This is a genomic window from Cohnella algarum, from assembly GCF_016937515.1.
Taxonomy (GTDB): domain Bacteria; phylum Bacillota; class Bacilli; order Paenibacillales; family Paenibacillaceae; genus Cohnella; species Cohnella algarum.
The window spans coordinates 5,929,876-5,946,205 of the sequence record NZ_JAFHKM010000002.1 but is presented as its reverse complement, the minus strand read 5'-3'; the positions used below and the strand labels follow the sequence as shown (position 1 = coordinate 5,946,205).

The following is a 16,330-nucleotide window of genomic DNA, read 5'->3' as shown; positions in this document are numbered from 1 at the left end:
GGAAAACGCCCGGTTCGTTGCCGGGGCAGGTATGCCGGGACTATAATGGAGGAAAGCCGTAAAGCGAATCGGAGGTGTCATGCCGCGTGAGCGAGCCGAAACGGAGAATCATTTTGCATATCGACATGAACGCGTTTTATTGCTCGGTTCACGCGGCTGAAGACCCGGAACGCTACGCGGGCAAAGCGACGGCCGTGGCGGGCAGCGTCGAGCTTCGCAAAGGCATCGTCGTGACCAGCTCGTACGAAGCCCGGGCGAAAGGCGTCCGCACCGGGATGACCGTCCGGCAGGCGGAACGCGCCTGTCCGGAGCTTACGCTCATCGCGCCGGATTTCGATTTGTACCGGAAATATTCCCGGGGTTTTCTTCGCATCGCCGGCAGCTATACGCCCCTAGTGGAGGCGGTGTCCATCGACGAGTGCTTTCTGGACATTACGGGCAGCGGCCAATTCGGAACGCCGATGGAAATCGCGGAAACGATCCAGCGGCGAATCCGGGAAGAGCTGTCCCTTCCTTGCTCCATCGGGGTTGCGCCGAACAAGCTGCTGGCGAAAATGGCTTCCGACATGCGCAAGCCGAACGCGATCACCGTGCTGCGAAGACGCGAGGTGCCGGCTTTGCTGTGGGGCCAGCCCTGTCAAACTTTGTATGGTATCGGCAAAAAGACCGCGGTTAAACTAGAAAAGATGAACATCCGCACGATCGGCCAGCTCGCGGCTGCCGACGTCGCGCTGTTGAAGGATAAATTCGGCGTTTACGGCGAATGGATGAAGCGCGCGGCGAACGGAATCGACGACTCGCCGGTCGAGCCGATCCGGGAAGCCGCGAAATCGGTCGGGCATACGACGACGCTTCCCGCCGATTTGACCAAGAGGGAAGAATATTGCCGGGTCTTGCTCAATCTGGCCGACCAGACGACGAGGAGACTGCGCCGCAAATCGATGCTTTGTTCGACGGTGCAAATCGTCATTCGCGATCCCGACATGAAAACCATTACGCGTGCGACGACCTTGAACGCGCCGATCGAATCCGCCGAAGAAGTCTACCGCGAGGCCTGCAGGCTGATGGACATCCATTGGAAAGAGGGAGAGCCGATCCGCCTGCTCGGCATTACGCTCCAAGGGCTGTCGGCCAAAAGCGAAACGCCGGTGCAGCTGGACTTGTTCAGCTACCGCGAAGCTCCGCGCAAGGAACGGCTTCATACGGTCATGGACCGGCTTCGCGACAAATACGGCGAAAACGCCGTGCTGACGGCCGGAATGCTGACGGACGATCCGTCCGCGCTCATTCGCAACAAAAAAATACGGGGAACGTCGCTCGAAACCGATTTTTTGCGCGAACAGGACCCTCTTCAAGACCCGAATTTATAAGGAAATGTGATCCAAGCCATTGATTTTTTTTGTTTGATCTCGTATAGCATTTATATTATATTGAAATTATGAACTTTTTGGCTGGATTGATTTGAGGAGGTTACATTCATGGCTAAATTCACTTACGTAGATAAGGATACATGCATCGCTTGCGGAGCATGCGGCGCAACGGCCCCCGATATTTACGATTACGACGACGAGGGTCTTGCCGAAGTTATATATGAAGGCGACGGAAACCACGGCAACACGGAAATCCCGGAAAGCTTGTACGACGACCTCCAGGACGCCGCGGACGGCTGTCCGACCGATTCGATCAAAATTTCGGACTCGCCTTTCAATAACTGATTTTGCGTCATCTGGCTCTCTTGGGCGTGCGGCCCGAGAGGGCTTTTTTGTTGAGTCCCGAGAAATTTGTCGATTTTTAAGTTTTCTTAACGTAACCGCGATATAATGGAAAACACTTGTCAGCATCTGCATAAAGGTGGGGAAACGCTTGCGCGAACGCGTGAAAAGGTGGACCATCGTACTTAACGCGATTTTATTGATTGCCGTCTTTTTCGTCCATCAGGAAAAATGGCTCCAGCGGATCGATAATTTGCTATTCGACGCGAATATGGCAAGATCCGCCGCCCTGCCCTCCAAAGATATTATCGTCGTCGCGATCGATGACGACTCGCTGGCCGAGCTGGGGAGGTTCCCCTGGGAGCGGGCGATTTACGCGCCTTTTTTGGATATGCTGAATCAGCCCGGCTTCGAGCCGGCCGCCATCGGCTTCGATATCGTTTTTTCCGAGAGCTCGGATCCGGACAACGACGCCGCTTTTTCGGAGGCGCTTGCGCAGTATGACAACGTTATTCTCCCCGTTATCGGACTAACGGAAGGCGACGTGTTCGGCACGACGACGATATCGAAGGGAGATTTTCTTACCGCCTACGATATTCAGATGCCGATTCCCGAATTCGCCGACAACGCGCGCCTGGCTCATATCAATCGGGTCGTCAGCCCCGACGGCGTCATCCGGCAGACGTGGCTGAACATCCGGACCCGGGACGGGGAGACGGTCCCTTCGCTCGGGCTTTTGGCTGCCGAAATGGCCGGGGCGGACCTGAGCAAATACGAGGATATGACCGATCCGGACAAGCTGTTCGATTCCAAGCGCGCGGCCAAAAACACGATCACGATCGACTACCAGCTGACCAGCGAAGACGTGCAAACCGTGTCGTTCAGCCGGGTGCTGAACGGAGAAATCGACCCGAGCGTGTTCAAGGACGCGGTCGTGCTCGTCGGCTTTACGGCGGCCGGGCTGTCCGACGCGTCGGCGCAGGATACCGGGGCGACGCCGATCGAGAAGCATATGAGTCTCGTTTACGTCCATGCCAACATCGTTAACCAGCTTATGCACGGCACCTCCGTTTCTTACGCGGACGGGTGGCTCGTTCTGCTGGCCGGCCTCGTTCTGTTTTTATTTTTCATCTATTTGCCTTGGCGGACGAAAAACGTCTATTCCATCCTGATCTTCCTGGCCGTCGGCGCGGGCATCGTTTACGGGCAGCAGGCTCTGTACGCGGCCGGCAAGACGCATATTCCGGTTACGACCGCGCTGCTTGCCGTCACGCTGGCTTATCTCGCGAACGTGTCGCTCAAGTCGTATTTGGAAAGCTCGCAAAAAAGCTTCGTCACGCGGCAATTCGGCCGCTACATTTCGCCGGATCTCGTCAAGCAGATCGTCTCGCAGGATATCGACATCAAGCTGGGCGGCGTTTCGAAAAACATTACCGTCCTGTTTCTCGATATTCGCGGGTTTACGCCCCTCTCGGAGAAGCTGTCGCCTCCCGAACTCGTCGATACCCTCAACACGATGTTCGACATGATCACCCGGACGACGCTGGACAACCGCGGCACGATCGACAAATTTATCGGGGACGCGGCGATGATTCTGTTCAATGCGCCGCTCGACGTCGAGGACCACGAACGGCTGGCGGTCAAGACGGCGTTCGAAATCCAGGAGGGCATGAAGTCGATCCGCGAGCAAATTGCGGAGCGCTACGGCTGCGAAGTAAACGTCGGCATCGGCATTCACGCCGGCAACGTCGTCGTCGGCAATATCGGCTCGTATTTGCGGGTGGATTACACGGCGATCGGCGACAACGTCAACATCGCGGCGCGGATCGAATCGCAGACGAAGCCGGGGCAGGTGATGGTGTCCGAAGCCGTCTATGAAAAAACGAAACACGTTTTTTCCTTCGGAGAGGGCGAGGATCGGATGTTCAAGGGCAAATCCCTGCCCATTAAAGTGTTCGAGCTGATCGGTCCCAAACAAGCGGACGTCGGGTAGATCGGAAGTCGCGGATTTTCCGGCAGCCTGAAATTCCGTTCTCTCTTCGCCGATATATAGGAGAAACGAGAGACCGGAGGGGGATTCCGGATGCGAAAAGACGATCAATTGGAAGACCAGATCCGGCAGTTTTACGAGAATGTGCCGGATGTGGCCGATTCGTTGCCTTTGAAGGATTACCTGCTGAAGCATGAAAATAACCAGATGGCGTGGTATTTGCTCGGCAAGCAGTACGCCGCGCGCGGCGAGGAAGCGAAAGCCAACTACTGCTTCGGCCAGGCCGGTCCCATCTACGAAGCGTTCGAGGCGCGGGCGAATCCGCTGCTTTCCGTTCAGGGAGAGGCCGCGCCCAAGCCGGCACGGCGCAGCCGCCTGCGCCGCGCCGTTTCGCTACTCGGCGCAGCGCTCGTCGTCGCGGCGGCGATCGCGCTGCCGGGCGAGCGGGCGGCGGCTCCGACGGAAGCCGACGGGACGGCCCCGCAAGCGCAGGCCGAAGCGCCCCCGGCAGCGGCTTCGCCGTCCGGAACGCCGGCCGCGCCCGAACCGGCGCCCCCGGCCGCCACCGCTCCGCCAAGCGGCGGCTTCGCCTACGTGGCGGGCGCCGCGACTCCCGAGGCGGACGGCATGCAGGCCCTCGGCCAGCTGCTGACCGCGGAGGCCGGGGGCACGGAGTCGCTGCTCGTCCAGGCGCCGGCGCTCGGCAAGTGGACCGACTGGGTCGGAAGCGGGAAGCCGCTGGCCAAAGTGGCGATGTACCGCTCCGATGCGGCCGCCGCGATCGATTGGTACGATCCGAGGTGGTGCCCATGCGGCACGGCCCAGGATCCGACCGAGCCGCAGCAAGCGGTCGCGGACTGGAAGCCGTTGCAGGAAGGCAAGCTGATGCTGCGCTCGGCGATGCTCCATTACAAGGAGCGGACGGGAAGCTGGCCGAAGTCTCCGGAAGAGCTCGCGGGCGCGTATCCGGCCAATGCGGTCGCCGGCTGGTCGGAAGATTTGGGCGCCTGGTTCGCGGAGCTTCGCGAGGAATTGGAGAAGGTCGACGGCGCCATTCCGAAGACGGTCGGCTGGCCCGACGCCAGCGGAACGACGGCGCAAGGGATCGGCATGCCGGCGGGTTCGCTCGCTTCGATGACCGAGCATCCGTTACGAATCATCGTCGATAAAAAAAATTACCGACTCGCGGTCGTCAGCGGAAACGTGCTCATCCGGAACTATCCGGTCGGCCTGGGCGGAGACAAGACGCCCGAAGGCACGTTCGTCATCACCGAGAAGGTACGCGATCCGAACGGCCGCTCGGACGGAGCGTTCGGAAGCCGCGGGATGACGCTCTCCGATACGCTGTACGCGATCCACGGCACGGACGAGCCGGACAGCATCGGCAAGGACGATTCGCTCGGCTGCGTGCGAATGGGAAAGGAAGATCTGGAGGAGCTGTACGATTTGGTTCCGCTCGGAACGCAGGTCACCATCGTCAAAGAGGGCCTGCCCACGACCCTGCGCATTCCCGAGGAACGCTTCCGGCTAACGCCGGCGCAGGACGAGACAAACCCTCATAAAACCTATAATTGGCTGGGATGACGAAGCGCGGCGGAAAACCGTCAAATGTTCAACGCGAGCAGCGTTCCGACGACAATGACGACGACGCCGAAGGCTACGCCGATCCAGATCAATCCCTTTTTGTTGACTTCCTCCTTCTGCTTTGCCTGGGGCATGGCGGAAGGTTTCTTTTTCGGTGCGCTCATCGATATCAAACCTTTCATAACGGATAAAATAATGCTTAATCTATATTGTAAACGGTTCCTCCGCAAAAAGCCAGATTTGGGGCCGGCCGGGCGGCTTACGGGCGCAAAGCTCCCTTTTCTTTTCCCGAAGAAAAGGCTAAACTGATACCCGAAGGTTTTATTCTGGTGCAAAGCGGGTGTCGGACGGTTGTTGTATAAGTTGGTCAAACCATTATTTTTCAGCATGGACGCCGAAAAGGCGCATCACCTCGTCGTCGACGGCCTGGGCGCGGCGGGGCGGATTCCCGGAACGACGGCGCTTCTGTCGGGAATTTGGGGCGTCGGCCGGGCTCCGGAGCTCGAAATCGACCTGTTCGGACTGCATTTCGCCCATCCCGTGGGCCTGGCGGCCGGATTGGACAAGAACGCGAAGGCGGTTCCCGGCTTTTCGAGCATCGGGCTTTCGTTCATGGAAGTCGGAACGGTAACGCCGAAAGGCCAGCCCGGCAACGAGCTGCCGAGGCTGTTCCGGTTGCCGCCCGACGAGGCGCTCATCAATCGGATGGGATTCAACAACGAAGGGGCCGAAGCGATGGCGGCGCGTCTGGCCCGTCTCGGAGGCCGGAAAATTCCGCTGGCGGTCAACATCGGGAAAAACAAAGCGACGCCCAACGAGCATGCGGCGGACGATTACCGGGAGTGCCTGAGGCTGCTGTACCCGCACGGGGATTTTTTCGTCGTCAACATCAGCTCGCCGAATACGCCGGACTTGCGGCTTCTGCAGCACGGGGACGAATTGCGGGGGCTGCTGGACGCGGTCCGCGACGAGCGGGATCGCCAGGCGCGGACAGCCGGAGGGACGCCGAAGCCGATCGTCGTCAAAATCGCGCCCGACAACAGCGAGGAGCAGCTCGCCTACATGGCGGAAGCGATCCGGATCAGCGGCATGGACGGCATCATCGCGACGAATACGACGATCGGGCGGGACGGGCTCACGCATGCGAACGCCGGCGAAACGGGCGGCTTGAGCGGCCGGCCGTTGACGAAGCGCTCGACGGAGGTGATCCGGACGCTTTACGCCATGACGGGCGGGAAGCTGCCGATTGTCGGCTCCGGAGGCATTTTCACGGCGCAAGACGCCTACGATAAAATCCGTGCGGGTGCAAGCCTCGTCGAGGTGTATACGGCGATGATCTACAAAGGCCCCGGCGTCGTCGGCGAGATTGTCCGGGGGCTCAAGGAGCTGCTGCGCAAGGACGGGTTCGAACGGATTGCCCAAGCGATCGGAGCGGATCACCGGTAAAAGCGGCGGAAAGGAGGCAGCATGGACGGCAGAGACTGGAATAAATTTTTGCTCCCGTACCAGCAGGCGGTCGAGGAATTGAAAGTGAAGTTCAAGACGCTGCGCACCGAGCTGAAGGCAAGGGAAGAGTACGCTCCGATCGAGTTCGTGACCGGCCGGGTGAAACGAATCTCCAGCATTCTGGAAAAGGCGAAACGGCTTTCGGTTCCGCTCGACCAAATCGAAACGGGAATCGAGGATATCGCGGGCATTCGGATTATGTGCCAATTCGTGGAGGACATCAGCACGGTAGCGGAGCTCATTCGCAAGCGCAGAGACTTGGCGATCGTTTACGAGAAGGATTATATCAATCATCCGAAAGAAAGCGGATACCGGAGTTATCATCTTATCGTCACTTACCCGGTCCAGACTTCGCTCGGCTCGATGCCGGTGCTTGCGGAAATTCAAATCCGCACGCTCGCGATGAATTTTTGGGCGACGATCGAGCATTCGCTCAATTACAAATATCGCGAGCAGCTGCCCGAGGACGTGAAGGAGCGGCTTTACAAAGCCGCGGAAGCCGCTTTTCTGCTCGACACCGAAATGTCAAGCATCCGCCAGGAAATCGTCGAGGCCCAGCAGGGCTTCGAAGAGAAGTCGGGCATTGTCCGCAAAGTGCTGAACGACATTCAAAGCCTCTATTTTTTCCGCCGGATCCGGGAAGCGGCCCAGTTCCAGCTCCGCTTCAACGAGCTGTGGGAGCAGGAGGATATTTGGGGACTGACCGAATTGTCCGCGGAAATCCAGGAGGCGCTCGTGCGCGCGGGCAAAAGCTCCAACCCGTAATAGATGCAAAAACCTTCCGCTCCCGGCCTTCGGATGCCGCGAACGGAAGGTTTTTTTACGATTCGAAATAGAGAAGGTTCATCCCGGTCGTGATGAACGGCCCGCTAAATCTGATACAGATAAAAGACGTAATCGGTCGGGACGCCTTGACGGCCGAGCTGGCGAAGCATGGCGGTCAAATTGCCCCGGTGATAGGTGCCGTGATTGACGGCATGCTCGACGATTTCCGAATGCGGCGCGCGCAAGGTGCCGAACGTCGGATGCGGGTATTCCTTGACGGCTTCGACGTCCTCGAGGGAATCGACGAGCGCCAGAAATTCCTGCCCCAGCGCTTCGAAGGCTTGCTCCAGTTCGTCGAGCGCAAAGCTTTGCGCCTGCGCCATCCGTTCGCTCACCTTGTCCACGATATCCGGATAAAGCAAGGACGAAAGCGCCTTGAGCCAGACGTTGTCGATCCGGTACATGTGCAGGAGCGCGTCCCGCAACGAAGGGAAAACGCTTTGAATCGGTCCGGTCAGCGTTTCCGCGAGCTTTGCTACCGCCCTCGTTAACGCCTCTTCGTACGGATAACCCGCTTTCTCGGCGAACTGCGCGGCGTGCACAAGCGCTTTCTGTTCCTCCTGGTCGAAAAAGAGCAGCGTCTCGTCCGTCGGCCTTAGCAGCCGGTAGCCGCCGTTATGTCCGGAATCGGCGATGATCGGAACGCCGCTCGCGCAAAGGGTGTCGATATAGCGGTAGACGGTGCGGACATGCATTTCAAGCCGGTCGGCGATGGTTTTGGCGGTCATTCGGCGTCCGGATTTAAGCAGCCATAAAATCGCCAACAGGTTGTGCCTTGGACATGCGGAGCGTTCTCCTCCCGTCGCGTTTGCTGAATTCCTTTATTTATACAACAGGGCGGACCTTGCGGACTTGCATGCGGGAAACGGTTGACGGGTGACGGGGGATGGGGGACGGAAGAGTGCCAAAGGAAGAGTGACGAGGTTCGCCGAAAAGTGGACAAGTTCCGATTCCTCCCGTACAGTTAAGAGATGCAAGGAAACGATCCGGATCGGAGAAGAAAGAAGTGAACGACGTTGAAAAAAACGATAAGACTCGATAAAATGCTCGGCAACCTCGGCTTCGGCTCGCGAAGCGAAGTCAAGCAATGGGTACGCCAGGGATCGGTCACGGTGAACGGCGTTGCGGCGAAGGATCCCGGCATGCAGATCCGGCCGGAAGAGGATGCGGTCGCGCTCGACGGAGAGCCGGTCGTATACCGCGAAACGGTGTACGTCATGATGAACAAGCCGGCCGGACTCGTTTCCGCCACGGAAGACCGCCGCGATCGGACGGTCGTCGATCTGCTGCCGGACGAGCTTCGCGCGCGCGCGCCTTTTCCCGTCGGCAGGCTGGACAAGGATACCGAAGGCTTGCTGCTGCTGACGAACGACGGCAAGCTGGCGCACGATTTGCTGTCTCCGCGAAAGCACGTGCCGAAGACGTACCGGGCGCTGATCGAGGGGGAGACGGGGGAGCGGGACGCGGAAGCGTTCGCGGCCGGCGTGACGCTGGACGACGGGTATGTGACGCTGCCGGCCCGGCTGCGCGTGCTTGCGGCCGCTCCGCCCGGAGCCGAGCCCGGAGATCGCGAAATGGCCGAGGCGATGGAGCGGGTCCGGCGGACGCCCGAATTGCGGCGGGCGGAACTGGAGCTTGCGGAGCGCCGTCGCTCCGCGCTTAGCTGGATCGAGCTCACGATCCAGGAAGGGAAGTTTCATCAGGTCAAGCGCATGTTCGAGGCGGTCGGCCAACGGGTGTTGTACTTGCGTCGGTCGGCGATAGGGCCGCTGTCGCTAGACCCGGCTCTCGAACCGGGGCAATGGCGGGAATTGACGGAAGCGGAAATGGAGCGGCTTCGCGAGTATCGGAAGGGGTTTTGAACGATGACATTTCGTTTAATTGCATTGGACGTTGACGGGACGCTGCTGAACGACGAACACGAGCTGACCCCGCGCGTAAGAGACGCGGTCCGGGCCGCCGCGGCCGGAGGGGCGGAAATCGTGCTTTGCACGGGGCGCGGTTCGAACAGCGCGCTTCCCGTTCTGGATTCGCTCGGATTGGAAGGGACGCTCGTCACCCACAACGGCGCTTGCATCGTGGAAAGCAAATCGCGCAAAGCGCTCCGGGAGTCCGTCATCGAAGCGAACGCAATCGGCAAGTATTTGGCCTATTGTCGCGAATCGGGCGTTCATTTCGACATGAACACGGCATTCGATCTATACGTGGAAAGCATGACCGACGAAATCGCCGGCATGTACGAGCGGTTGCTCGTCAAGCCGATCCTCTGGGAGCAAAGCCGCGGCGTGCCGGAAGGGCTGCTGAAAGTATCGATCTTCGCGGAAAAGGAAGCGCTGGACCGGATGGAAAACGAATGGGCGTCGTGGGAGCATGAGCTGCAAACGGTGCGGAGCGGGGATTATTTCTTCGACGTGCAGCACAAGGAGGCGACCAAGGGCGCGGCCCTGGCGCACTTGGCAAGCCAGCGCGGCGTCCGTCCGGAGGAGGTGCTCGCGATCGGCAACTATTACAACGATATCGGGATGATTCGTTTCGCGGGTTTGGGGGTCGCGATGGCGAACTCTCCGGACCCGGTCAAGGAAGCCGCCGACGAGACGACCGTCTCCAACAATGAGGACGGCGTGGCCGTCGTTCTGGAGGAGAAGGTGATTCGTCCGGCGAACGGCGGCGCCGTCCGCTAAACGCCAATCTTGTCTAAGGGGCGGTTACGGGCGAGGGTCGGGCTGAGTCAAGAGACCGAAGCAAAAAATGCTTGGGCCAGCGTCAGGTTCACGAGGCGGGCAACGGCCCGTCAGCGGAATTAACGGCTCCGATAGGCCGTTATTCACGAAATATTCCGCAATGCGGGCCAATAACGGCCCCGAGAGACCGTTATTCGCGAAATTTCCAGCAATACGGGTAAATAGCGGCCTCGATAGGCCGTTATTTCGTTTAAATGATGCCGAAAGCGGCCCGTTGGCGGAATTAACGGCCCCGGGAGGCCGTTATTCGCGAAATAATCCGCAATGCGAGCCAATAACGGCCTCGATAGGCCGTTATTCACGAAATATCCCGCATTGCGGCCAAATAACGGCCCCGGGAGGCTTGCCTCACGACAGAAGGGGCCGCCTCTCAGGTCAATTTTGACCTTTCGAGACAGCCCCTTCTTCCCTTTTCCGCTTTGCGGAAAGCGAAATTCCGCCGGTTATCAGTAACCGGCTTTGAGGATGATGACGAGCAGGATAAACAGGACCAGCACGAAGGCTGCCGATGCGTAGTAGCCGCCGACAACACCGGACATGCAAATTCCTCCTTCAAGAGAAAGTGTTGTTGGTTGCCGAAGCGGGCGTTCCGCGCTTGCAAACTGTCCCGTTCTTCGGTCTACACTATACTATGAGGAAGGCGAAGTCCCGAATTGGACATTTACCCCGGATCGGCTGATTTTGGGCGATAGCGGAAAAACCGCCAAAACCGCCAAAACCGCCAAAACCGCCAAAACCGCCAAAACCGCCAAAACCGCCAAAACCGCCAAAACCGCCAAAACCGCCAAAACCGCCAAAACCGCCAAAACCGCCAAAACCGCCAAAACCGCCAAAACCGCCAAAACCGCCAAAACCGCCAAAACCGCCAAAACCGCCAAAACCGCCAAAACCGCCAAAACCGCCAAAACCGCCAAAACCGCCAAAACCGCCAAAACCGCCGAGTCTTGGCGAAACAGCTGAACTGCAAAAAATTTACTTCTTCCAACCAATCCAATAAAACCGTCAAATCCGTCAAACGGCAATCCAGGCCGATCGGCTTGGCTAAAGCATGCGCAGCCCTTTGGGAAGCCGGTTTTTGAGCTGACGGTCGCTCGCTTTGAACCAGCCGAGCGGCCAGCCGTCGGCCGTGAGCAAGCCCCAGCCCTTGACTTCGCTTCCTGCGGCCAGGCTCTCCCCCCGCAAGTACGCGGCGACTTCCGGAGAATCGGCCGGATAGTCCGCCGCGCAAGCCGCGGCGGAGGCGTCCAGCGCCATGGCCAGCGCATGGGACGGCTCGAAGCGGCCCTTGACCGCGTCGCCCAGGTGCAGGCCGGGACGGGGCGTGCGCAGCCCGTCCAGCGATGCGGCGCTCAGCGGGGAGCCATCCGGCTGCGGCAGCCAGTAGAGCGAGTCCCCGAACAGCAGGGGGACGCCGTCCGCGGGCAGGCGGAAGCCGGGCAGCGCCGCCTCCGCAAACGCATGAAACAACTGCAAGGCGGTCGCTGCCGCTTTGTCGGTTTTGGCCGCTTTCCGGTCGGCGCTCCGGGCGCGAGATTTCGATCCCTTGTTTTCGGGCGGCGCCCGGTCGGGCGAACGCTTCTCGAGCACGGCGGCATAGTGGCCTTCGCCCTCTACCCGATGCGGCCATAATCTTTCTTCCTTGAGCAGCGCGAATTCCGGAAATTCGCCAAGCAGCCAGCGAACCGTTCGTTCGTTTTCCTCGCGATTGAACGTGCAAGTCGAATAAACGAGCCGTCCGCCCGGCCGCAGCATCGCTGCTGCATCGCGCAAAATGTCGCGCTGACGGGCGGCGCAGCCGGCCACCGCCTCCTCGGACCACTCGGCGGCCGCATCGGGATCCTTCCGGAACATGCCCTCCCCGGAACAGGGCGCGTCCAGCATGATCCGGTCGAACGCCTCGGGCCACCGCTCCGCGAGCGGTCCCGGGGCGGAATTGACGACCACCGCGTTGGCGATGCCCATTCGTTCTACGTTTTCGGCCAAAATTTTGGCGCGGGACGGATGGATTTCGTTGGCGACGAGGAGGCCCCGCCCCTTCATGCGGGCGGCGATCTGGGTCGTCTTGCCCCCGGGCGCCGCGGCGAGATCGAGCACGATTTCGCCCGGTTGCGGATCGAGCAGCTCCGCGGCGATCATCGCCGACGGCTCCTGGATGTAAAAGAGCCCGGCGGCATGATAGGGGTGCTTGCCCGGGCGGGCATTTTCGTCGTAGTAGTAGCCGGTGTCGCACCAGGGCACCCTTCGCAGCCCGAAGCGATCCCGAATCCCGGCAAACCGGATGTCGTCCGGGTTCAGCTTTCCCGGATTCAGGCGCAGGCCGTAAGCCCGAGGCCGATCGTAAGCTTGCAAAAATTCGCCGGCCTCCCGCTCTCCGAGCAGGTCTCGGATGCGCCGGACGAAAGGTTGCGGAAGTCGCGTCATACAGGTCTTCTCCTTCAAGGCGTTCGGAATTCTCCGATCGAATGGCTGGTCGGTACCAGTATACACGACCGGAAGGGGATTACACGAGCGAGGCGAAATCCGTGACCCGGTTTTTGCCCGTTTTTTTGGAATGGTACATCGCTTCGTCGGCCTGCTTCATGAGCTGCTCCGCAGTGATGCCTTTGGCGGCGCGGCTTACGCCCACGCTGACCGTGACGATCGTTTCCTTCTCGATTCGGGCGCGGATCGCTTCGGCAACTTTCTCGGGGGAAACGCCACCGGCCGAGACAAAGGCCACAAGCTCCTCCCCGCCGTAGCGGCCGGCGAGCCCGACATCTTCCGTCTCCTCCATCAGAATCGCCGCCGCCTGCTTCAGCACGACGTCCGCCTGCTGATGCCCCTGGGTGTCGTTAAGCTTTTTGAAGTTGTCGATATCGCAAAAGATGGCGCCGACCGGCAGGCCGTCGCGCAAGGCGCGTTCGAGCTGCGAGGAGAAGAAGCGCCGGTTGAACAGGCTTGTAAGGCCGTCCGTAATTGACGAACGATACGCCGATTGCAAAATTTCGACGACGCGCTCGAACAAAATCATGAACAAAAAGATAAAATACGCGATTGGCAAAAGCGCCGACAACGATGAATAGAATAAAGAACCGAGATCGAAAAAACGGCTTGCCAGCTGCAGCAAATGAAGGAGCGCGGCGATGGCCAGGCTGACGACGTAACGGACTCTCTGGCCGATATGGGGGGCGAACATGAGCCCGAACAGCGGGCACAAGACGAGCAGGTAAATGTCGAAAACCGGGGCCGCTTTCGTCCCGTTTTCCCAAAGCTGCGCCAGGGATTCCGTGCCCGCGAACAGTCCCGTGACGGCGATGGAAGCGCCGATGCCGAGCAAGGAGTAGAACCAAGCGCGTGTGCGGGACCGTTTTTTGTGGTAGAGTTCAAATATGGAGAAGTTGACGACGATGAAGGAAGCGACGTTCAGCGCGTCGGAAACGAAAACGAGAAGCGCCTGTTCGCCGCCGCCGACTGCGATCGCCAGTTCGAAAATCTGGTGCGCAAGACAGAGCGCAAGCGCGACAAGCAAATCCAAATACGTTCGCCGCCGCGTTTGCATATGAAGCCGGTATGCCATGAACAACATCAGAAATAGCAAAATGAAAGAAATGAGCGAAGAGAACGGATGCAGCAAGTTTAAATTGTTCTCCCAGAACGCAGCGGAATTCATAGATGCCCCCCAGCGGTTTCCTTTACAGAAACATATGTTCTAATATATCATAACTTTAATAGAGCGAGTAGCGGGTTGAAAGGAGGAGTCGCCCATGAATATTCTGCAGGCGCTTTTTTTCCCCCCGGAGCAACCGGGAGGCGTCTCTTCCATGGTGCCGTACATCGGCGAGCGGTTCCGGAAAATCGGCTGGGAAATGGAATTGTTTTCGCTGCCGAAGCGAATTCGCAACAAGGGCCAGGAGGATATCGAGTTCGAAACGTTCGATTGGCGCGATTTCGCGGGCAACCCGACCGTCGACAAATATATTCAAACGCTTAAAGACTACATTTGGTGGATCAGGCTGCGGCTCAAGGGCTCGTACGATTTGATTCACGCGCACCATCCGGTGGCCGCGCTCGCGATGAGGCGCATTTACCCGGATACCCCGATTTTGATGACCGTTCACTCCAGCTTCGAGAAGGAGCTCATTTTGAACGGGCGCATTGCCGAAGGCGGGCCCGAGCATCGGTTTCTCACATCGCTGTACGGCGAATTGGAGCGCAAGACGGACGCGCTTATGACGGTGTCGCATTCGTTCGCCCGGTACATGGGCAAATTTCTGGCCGCGCCGGAAGCGGTGAGGGTCATGCCGAACGGCTATGACGAGAGAAGGTTCAAGCCGATTTCGCACGACAACGAGGTCACCCAGCTGGTCACGGTATGCCGGCTGGTCCCCGCCAAGGGAATCGATATTTTGCTGCGCGCCTGCGCGGAACTGAGGCGCAGAGGAAGGCCGTTCGTCCTGCACATTATCGGCGACGGTCCGATTCGCGAGGAGCTCGAGTCGCTGGCTCAGCAGCTCGGCATTTACGAGGATACGATCTTTTACGGCTATATGCTGCATCCGGAAGAGCTGATGCCGTTTTTCGACGTGTTTGTTTTGCCGTCGCGCGCGGAGGCGTTCGGCTCCGTATTCGCGGAGGCCGCGCTGTGCTTGCTCGCCCTTGTCGGAACCGACGTCGGGGGATTTCGGAGCAGATCGAGGACGGCGTGAACGGCCGGCTCGTTCCGCCGAACGATCCGGACGCGCTTGCCGAAGCGCTGGACAACATGATCGTCGATCCGCATTTCCGTTACGAAATGGCGAGAGCCGCCTGGAACAAGGCCAAGAAGGCGTACTCCCTCAATCGCGTCATTTCCGAATTGAAGAAAATTTATCTCGATATGGCGCCCGGCAAGGAAGGGTAACGGTTCGCCGGACGAGATCAGGCTGGGGCGGGAGCGGAGGCTTGGCCTTAAGATCCCGGTTGCGTATGATGAGCAGCAGCCAGCCGAGAGAGAGCATCCCGAACAGCGGATAAAGCGTCGTCAGCAGCGTGCCGAACCCGACTTGCCCCAGCAGGAAGCAGAATAGAAGAAGCGACAGCGTAATCCACGTTCGGGATGCGCTGATCCTTCTTTGCACCTGCAGCGTAAGCCCGTACAGGTCGGCAACGAGCGTCGTGAAGATTTCCGCAAAGATAAGAAAGACGAAAATCCAATGGATCAACGGCCCGAGCTCGCGGGCGATGCCGCCCATCGGAATTTCGAATTGCTGAACGCCCGGCATGCGCGCCGACAGGGCGAAATGGCCGGCCATCAGCATCGTTCCGATTCCGATGCCGCCGAGTATGGCGCCTCGGCGCAAGATTTTGGCGTCCCCGACGAGGGACCCCAGCGGGACTAGGACCGCTTGCGACATCGACAGATTGAAAGATGCGTACAGGAACGGGGACATCCAGGCGGCGACGGGGGACAATCCGGTTTCGAGCGTTATCCAATTGTCGATTCCCGGGCCTTTGAGGGTGTCGGCCACGATCAAGAGCGTGAACAGCAGCATGAGGGGGACGATGATCGAATTGACCGAAATGATGGCGTTGATGCCTTTTCGAACCAGGTAAAAACAGGCGATCGACGTAAGCAGCATCCCGCTTTGGGTGCTTATATGGATATGTTCCGAGAAAATCGAACCGGCTCCGGCCAGCATCACGGAATTGACGCATAACAGAATGCCGAGCATGACATGGCTGACCCAGGCGCCCGCCCGATCTCCGAACAGATATTTGTTCAAATCCTCGTAAGACCTCGCCTTGATTTTCGCCGACAGCAGCATCATCTTCGCGCCGAGCCACACGAAAAACAGCGTCGATATCAAAATGAGCAGCGCACCTATATGGCCGAACCGGGTAAAAAACTGCAGCACTTCTTTTCCCGTTGCGAATCCGGCGCCGACCACGGTTCCGATAAACGTAAAGGCGATTTGAAAACTGCGGAACCATGCTTTCATGCTTCAGCGCCCCCT

Annotated in this window: 14 protein-coding genes and 3 pseudogenes; 10 read left to right on the top strand and 7 right to left on the bottom strand. The window is 59.2% G+C overall.

All coding sequences use genetic code 11. The features are described 5' to 3' along the window. Positions 1-86 precede the first annotated feature (86 nt). The 4 genes from JW799_RS26965 to JW799_RS26950 all read left to right on the top strand — a co-directional run bounded on the left by JW799_RS26965 (position 87) and on the right by JW799_RS26950 (position 5,286). Entirely contained in the window at positions 87-1,370 is a 1,284-nt protein-coding gene (locus tag JW799_RS26965; protein WP_080837277.1) for a DNA polymerase IV, read from the top strand. Positions 1,371-1,478: 108 nt separating this feature from the next. After that, entirely contained in the window at positions 1,479-1,715 is a 237-nt protein-coding gene (locus tag JW799_RS26960) for a ferredoxin (RefSeq protein WP_080837279.1), read from the top strand. 148 nt (positions 1,716-1,863) lie between these two features. Beyond that, positions 1,864-3,705, top strand: coding sequence for a CHASE2 domain-containing protein (locus JW799_RS26955; protein ID WP_139787249.1), 1,842 nt, complete (start codon positions 1,864-1,866; stop codon positions 3,703-3,705). A gap of 90 nt (positions 3,706-3,795) precedes the next feature. After that, entirely contained in the window at positions 3,796-5,286 is a 1,491-nt protein-coding gene (locus JW799_RS26950; RefSeq protein ID WP_205432626.1) for a L,D-transpeptidase, read from the top strand. Positions 5,287-5,306: 20 nt separating this feature from the next. On the opposite strand, the gene JW799_RS26945 is transcribed toward JW799_RS26950, so the two are convergent. Further along, positions 5,307-5,450: a hypothetical protein gene (locus JW799_RS26945; RefSeq protein ID WP_176220805.1), complete on the bottom strand. Its 144-nt coding sequence runs from the start codon at positions 5,448-5,450 to the stop codon at positions 5,307-5,309. Positions 5,451-5,637: 187 nt separating this feature from the next. On the opposite strand from JW799_RS26945, the gene JW799_RS26940 reads away from it, so the two are divergent. Both JW799_RS26940 and yjbM read left to right on the top strand, forming a co-directional pair. Further along, positions 5,638-6,732: a quinone-dependent dihydroorotate dehydrogenase gene (locus JW799_RS26940; RefSeq protein WP_205432625.1), complete on the top strand. Its 1,095-nt coding sequence runs from the start codon at positions 5,638-5,640 to the stop codon at positions 6,730-6,732. Between the two features lie 21 nt (positions 6,733-6,753). Beyond that, positions 6,754-7,557: a GTP diphosphokinase gene (gene yjbM, locus JW799_RS26935; RefSeq protein WP_205432623.1), complete on the top strand. Its 804-nt coding sequence runs from the start codon at positions 6,754-6,756 to the stop codon at positions 7,555-7,557. A gap of 104 nt (positions 7,558-7,661) precedes the next feature. On the opposite strand, the pseudogene JW799_RS30375 reads toward yjbM, so the two are convergent. Both JW799_RS30375 and JW799_RS30370 read right to left on the bottom strand, forming a co-directional pair. Then, a pseudogene (locus JW799_RS30375) lies at positions 7,662-8,042 on the bottom strand (DinB family protein); the annotation flags it as partial. Positions 8,043-8,084: 42 nt separating this feature from the next. Beyond that, positions 8,085-8,384: pseudogene (locus JW799_RS30370) on the bottom strand (helix-turn-helix transcriptional regulator); the annotation flags it as partial. 249 nt (positions 8,385-8,633) lie between these two features. On the opposite strand from JW799_RS30370, the gene JW799_RS26925 reads away from it, so the two are divergent. Together JW799_RS26925 and JW799_RS26920 are read left to right on the top strand one after the other, a co-directional pair. After that, complete coding sequence (locus JW799_RS26925) at positions 8,634-9,479, top strand: pseudouridine synthase (protein WP_205432619.1); 846 nt, start codon at positions 8,634-8,636, stop codon at positions 9,477-9,479. 3 nt (positions 9,480-9,482) lie between these two features. Continuing rightward, positions 9,483-10,298 carry a Cof-type HAD-IIB family hydrolase gene (locus JW799_RS26920; RefSeq protein ID WP_205432617.1) on the top strand — a complete coding sequence of 272 codons (816 nt, stop codon included), beginning with the start codon at positions 9,483-9,485 and terminating at the stop codon, positions 10,296-10,298. A gap of 506 nt (positions 10,299-10,804) precedes the next feature. On the opposite strand, the gene JW799_RS26915 is transcribed toward JW799_RS26920, so the two are convergent. Continuing rightward, complete coding sequence (locus JW799_RS26915; protein WP_136368515.1) at positions 10,805-10,897, bottom strand: sporulation protein YjcZ; 93 nt, start codon at positions 10,895-10,897, stop codon at positions 10,805-10,807. A 142-nt stretch (positions 10,898-11,039) separates the two neighbouring features. Between JW799_RS26915 and JW799_RS26910 the strand changes: the two genes are divergently transcribed. Further along, complete coding sequence (locus JW799_RS26910) at positions 11,040-11,318, top strand: hypothetical protein (protein WP_205432616.1); 279 nt, start codon at positions 11,040-11,042, stop codon at positions 11,316-11,318. Positions 11,319-11,399: 81 nt separating this feature from the next. Here the strand turns inward: JW799_RS26910 and JW799_RS26905 are convergent, their stop codons facing one another. Together JW799_RS26905 and JW799_RS26900 are read right to left on the bottom strand one after the other, a co-directional pair. Continuing rightward, positions 11,400-12,779, bottom strand: coding sequence for an RsmB/NOP family class I SAM-dependent RNA methyltransferase (locus JW799_RS26905; RefSeq protein ID WP_205432615.1), 1,380 nt, complete (start codon positions 12,777-12,779; stop codon positions 11,400-11,402). Between the two features lie 79 nt (positions 12,780-12,858). Next, the gene (locus JW799_RS26900) at positions 12,859-14,007 is read right to left on the bottom strand and encodes a GGDEF domain-containing protein (protein ID WP_080837300.1); all 1,149 of its coding nucleotides are present in this window, start codon (positions 14,005-14,007) and stop codon (positions 12,859-12,861) included. 94 nt (positions 14,008-14,101) lie between these two features. Between JW799_RS26900 and JW799_RS26895 the strand changes: the two are divergent. Further along, a pseudogene (locus JW799_RS26895) lies at positions 14,102-15,237 on the top strand (glycosyltransferase family 4 protein). Here the strand turns inward: JW799_RS26895 and JW799_RS26890 are convergent. Then, the gene (locus JW799_RS26890; protein WP_240353422.1) at positions 15,182-16,315 is read right to left on the bottom strand and encodes a YkvI family membrane protein; all 1,134 of its coding nucleotides are present in this window, start codon (positions 16,313-16,315) and stop codon (positions 15,182-15,184) included. The pseudogene JW799_RS26895 and the gene JW799_RS26890 overlap by 56 nt on opposite strands. Between the last annotated feature and the right edge of the window lie 15 nt (positions 16,316-16,330).

What these genes read in the sequence shown, in the direction of transcription:
- JW799_RS26960 (WP_080837279.1), top strand. Translation starts at nt 1,479, where the DNA reads ATGGCTAAATTCACTTACGTAGATAAGGATACATGCATCGCTTGCGGA.
- JW799_RS26950 (WP_205432626.1), top strand. Translation starts at nt 3,796, where the DNA reads ATGCGAAAAGACGATCAATTGGAAGACCAGATCCGGCAGTTTTACGAG.
- JW799_RS26945 (WP_176220805.1), bottom strand. Translation starts at nt 5,450, where the DNA reads ATGAGCGCACCGAAAAAGAAACCTTCCGCCATGCCCCAGGCAAAGCAG.
- yjbM (WP_205432623.1), top strand. Translation starts at nt 6,754, where the DNA reads ATGGACGGCAGAGACTGGAATAAATTTTTGCTCCCGTACCAGCAGGCG.
- JW799_RS26920 (WP_205432617.1), top strand. Translation starts at nt 9,483, where the DNA reads ATGACATTTCGTTTAATTGCATTGGACGTTGACGGGACGCTGCTGAAC.
- JW799_RS26915 (WP_136368515.1), bottom strand. Translation starts at nt 10,897, where the DNA reads ATGTCCGGTGTTGTCGGCGGCTACTACGCATCGGCAGCCTTCGTGCTG.
- JW799_RS26905 (WP_205432615.1), bottom strand. Translation starts at nt 12,779, where the DNA reads ATGACGCGACTTCCGCAACCTTTCGTCCGGCGCATCCGAGACCTGCTC.
- JW799_RS26900 (WP_080837300.1), bottom strand. Translation starts at nt 14,007, where the DNA reads ATGAATTCCGCTGCGTTCTGGGAGAACAATTTAAACTTGCTGCATCCG.
- JW799_RS26890 (WP_240353422.1), bottom strand. Translation starts at nt 16,315, where the DNA reads ATGAAAGCATGGTTCCGCAGTTTTCAAATCGCCTTTACGTTTATCGGA.